This window comes from Rheinheimera sp. (assembly GCF_036568245.1).
GTDB lineage: Bacteria > Pseudomonadota > Gammaproteobacteria > Enterobacterales > Alteromonadaceae > Alishewanella.
Genome location: NZ_DATCSY010000160.1, coordinates 1 through 3,105, shown reverse-complemented (window position 1 = coordinate 3,105; position 3,105 = coordinate 1). Strand labels below are relative to the sequence as shown.

The window sequence follows — 3,105 nt, the reverse complement described above, 5'->3', positions numbered from 1 at the left end:
CCTGCCGCAGGCACCGATATCGAAATTCAACTAGGTGAAAACTGGCGCCGGAGTGGCCAGGTTGTCAATGCCGCCAATATGCATAATCAACTTTGGATTATTGCGGTATTACCGAACGACATAACCCCGGCAGACACATTACGGCTATGTAGCGACAGTGCACCGACACTTAACATAGTTCCGTTACCTTATTCGCTAAATTAAAGAGGTTTTCATGACCATTTCTCAGGACAAAGTTGTCGCCATGCACTACACCGTTACCGACCCTCAGGGTAACGAGCTGGATTCTTCGGCCGGTGGCGAGCCTTTAGTCTTCCTGTTTGGCCACGGTTCGCTTATTCCGGGGTTAGAGCAGGCATTAGCCGGTAAAGCTGCAGGTGATAAATTTAAAGCGGACATTCCCGCTGCCGATGCGTATGGCGAGCGTCACGACGCACTGACGCAGGCAGTACCTAAATCGATGTTTGAAGGTATGGATGTCGCAGTAGGTATGCGCTTTCGTGCTGCCGGGCCGGATGGCCGTGAGCAGTCCGTTATCGTGCTGGAAGTGACTGAAGATGAAGTGGTAGTGGATGGTAATCACCCGTTGTCAGGCATTGACCTGAGTTTTGACGTTGAAGTGGTTATGGTGCGCGATGCCACCGACGAAGAGCTGGACCATGGCCATGTGCATGGTTTAGACGGCCACGCCGGCCACTAAGCCCGCTGCAGGCAGGCTAAACAGCTTGCCTGCCTTTAATCTCGGATGCTAACTCTGTTACCCGACAATAAGCTGATTGACAACAATGGCCAGCCACGGTTTGGCCATTTTAACACGCCTGTCACAGAGCTTGGGCTGGCCGATTTTGCTTACCGCACCGTGATGGATAAACCCGCCTCTGCTCTGGCGCGCTTTTTTCACTATAAACAGTTTCAGTTTATCAGTATCAGCCACAATGACTGGCAAATAGGTATCGCCATTGCAGACATCCGCTATGCTGCTAATGCTTTTTGCTATTTCTATGATCGTAAGCGCCGGCATCTGGACGAAATCAGTCTACTGAGACCACTTAGCATTGGTGTGAAAATGAGCCACTCGCCCAGCGCCGGTGTCGCGTCAATAAACGGCAAACAACAAATCAGCATCACCCCAGCAGGATATAACTGGCAGCTTAAACTGCAGGGCGAGCGGCTAAATGGCGAACTCATGCTTCACGCCGGCCCATCACCGCAGCCGTTGGCGCTGTGTACACCAACCGGCTACAACGGTTGGACCTACACCCAAAAACACAATGCACTTAATGTTAGCGGTTTACTGCAGTATCGCAGCACTTCGCTACAGCTGAGTGACGCACTGGCAGGTTATGATTTCTCGGCGGGGTATATGCGCCGCGAGACCAGCTGGCGCTGGGGCAGTATCAGTGCCCGGCTGCCGCAGGGAGTGTTTGGCCTTAATCTGGCCGCTGGTGTAAATGAAACCGGCACTACAGAAAACTGTTTATGGCTTAACGGCGAAAAACAGCTGTTACCGCCGGTGAATATCAGCCTTAACCGGCAGCAGAGTGCACAGCCCTGGCACTTCAGCAGTACAGATAACAGCATCAGACTGCAATTCTTGCCTCAACAATGCCGGCGGGAACGGTTAAATCTGGGCGTGTTAGCCAGCAATTTCCGCCAATATTGCGGCGAATTTTCCGGTGAAATACAGCTTAGCAATGGCAATAAACTTAAATTAGATCAAATACCCGGCCTCGCTGAAGACCATTTTGCCCGCTGGTAACAGTCTGTTAGCACTGGCAGTAAATTCTTGACACCGGCTGCAAAGCCACATATTTTTAGCCCCTTGTGCAGTCAACTACCATTGAGCGAAACCTGGCCCGAATGAAAGATCGTATTATCATTTCCGTCTCGACAATCAATGGTACCCGCCATTTTAATGTCAGTAAGTTATTTAAACGTAACGCAATTATTGCAATGTGGATGTTGCTGTTTGGCTTACTGATCACTGCCGCAGTCATTGAATATCTGATGCGTTCAGTCGACCAGAGCCAGGCGCAGCGTGCGCATTTATCAGCACAGGCAAGTACACTGCGTGATGAAATCAGTGCTCTGCAAGACAGCAAACTGCAACTGGAACAGGAACTGAACCTGAAGCAGGACGAAATGCTACAGGTAATAAATCGCGTTGGCGAAATCGAACTGGCGCTTGGCCTGGAGCAACAATATCCGCAAAATCTGGAAAACCGGCTTGATACCGCCAGCATTAACTCGTCAGCGCGCCATACGATATTGCAGTTGGTACCAAATGGCTCACCGCTGGAGTTTAACCGCCGCTCTTCGCGCTTTGGCCTGCGCCAGCACCCGATTGTCGGTAAGCAACAACACCATAAAGGTATTGACCTGTCGGCCAGCCGCGGTACACCTATTTACGCACCGGCAGATGGCGTAGTTGAAGTGATGCGCAGCAGTAAACAGGGTTATGGCAATTTGTTGAAAATACGCCATGCCTTTGGGTTCTCTACGCTGTATGCCCATCTTGATAGTTTTAAAGTAAAAAGTGGCTACTTCGTTCACAAGGGTGAACTGATAGCAACTTCTGGTAACACCGGCCTATCTACAGCACCACATTTGCATTATGAAGTACATTTCCTTGATCGGGCGTTGAATCCGCAGAGCTTTATGGATTGGGATTCTTCTAACTTTGATCTGGTGTTTGAGAAGGAAAGGAGCATTAAATGGGACTCTTTGGTAAGCATGCTGGAAACGAAAGCAAGCACACAGTTGCAACTGTCATCGCACAGGGATGCACAGTTAACGGCAACGTCCGACTAAGCGGTGACATTCAGGTTGACGGTTACATTGAAGGTAAAATTGTCTGTGACCGCTCGCTGATTATCAGCGCATCGGGCCGGATAAAAGGTGAAGTCACCGCCGATAAAGTTATCATCAATGGCCTGTTCGATGGCGAATGCTACGCCAACAGTGTTGAAATACTGCCACAGGGAAAAGCCCACGGTGTTATTCACTGCGATGATTTAAGCATTGAACGTGGCGGCAGCTTTTTAGGTAAAACCCTGCCAACCTCTTCTGATCAGGTTATCAGTCTGCCCAAAAACGAGGCTGACA

The 3,105-nt window shown here is 50.0% G+C and carries 4 protein-coding genes and 1 pseudogene; all 5 read left to right on the top strand.

Annotated elements, in window-relative coordinates:
* Nucleotides 1-204: pseudogene (locus tag VIN66_RS06880) on the top strand (tRNA-modifying protein YgfZ); the annotation flags it as partial.
* A 10-nt stretch (nt 205-214) separates the two neighbouring features.
* Nucleotides 215-700, top strand: a complete 486-nt coding sequence (locus VIN66_RS06875) for a peptidylprolyl isomerase (protein WP_331923288.1) — start codon at nt 215-217, stop codon at nt 698-700.
* Between the two features lie 45 nt (nt 701-745).
* On the top strand, nt 746-1,759 hold the full coding sequence (locus VIN66_RS06870) for a DUF2804 domain-containing protein (RefSeq protein ID WP_331923287.1): 1,014 nt from the start codon (nt 746-748) through the stop codon (nt 1,757-1,759).
* 101 nt (nt 1,760-1,860) lie between these two features.
* Entirely contained in the window at nt 1,861-2,811 is a 951-nt protein-coding gene (locus VIN66_RS06865; protein WP_331923286.1) for a M23 family metallopeptidase, read from the top strand.
* On the top strand, nt 2,715-3,105 hold a 391-nt coding region (locus VIN66_RS06860), incomplete at its 3' end, for a polymer-forming cytoskeletal protein (RefSeq protein ID WP_331923285.1). The genes VIN66_RS06865 and VIN66_RS06860, both read left to right, overlap by 97 nt.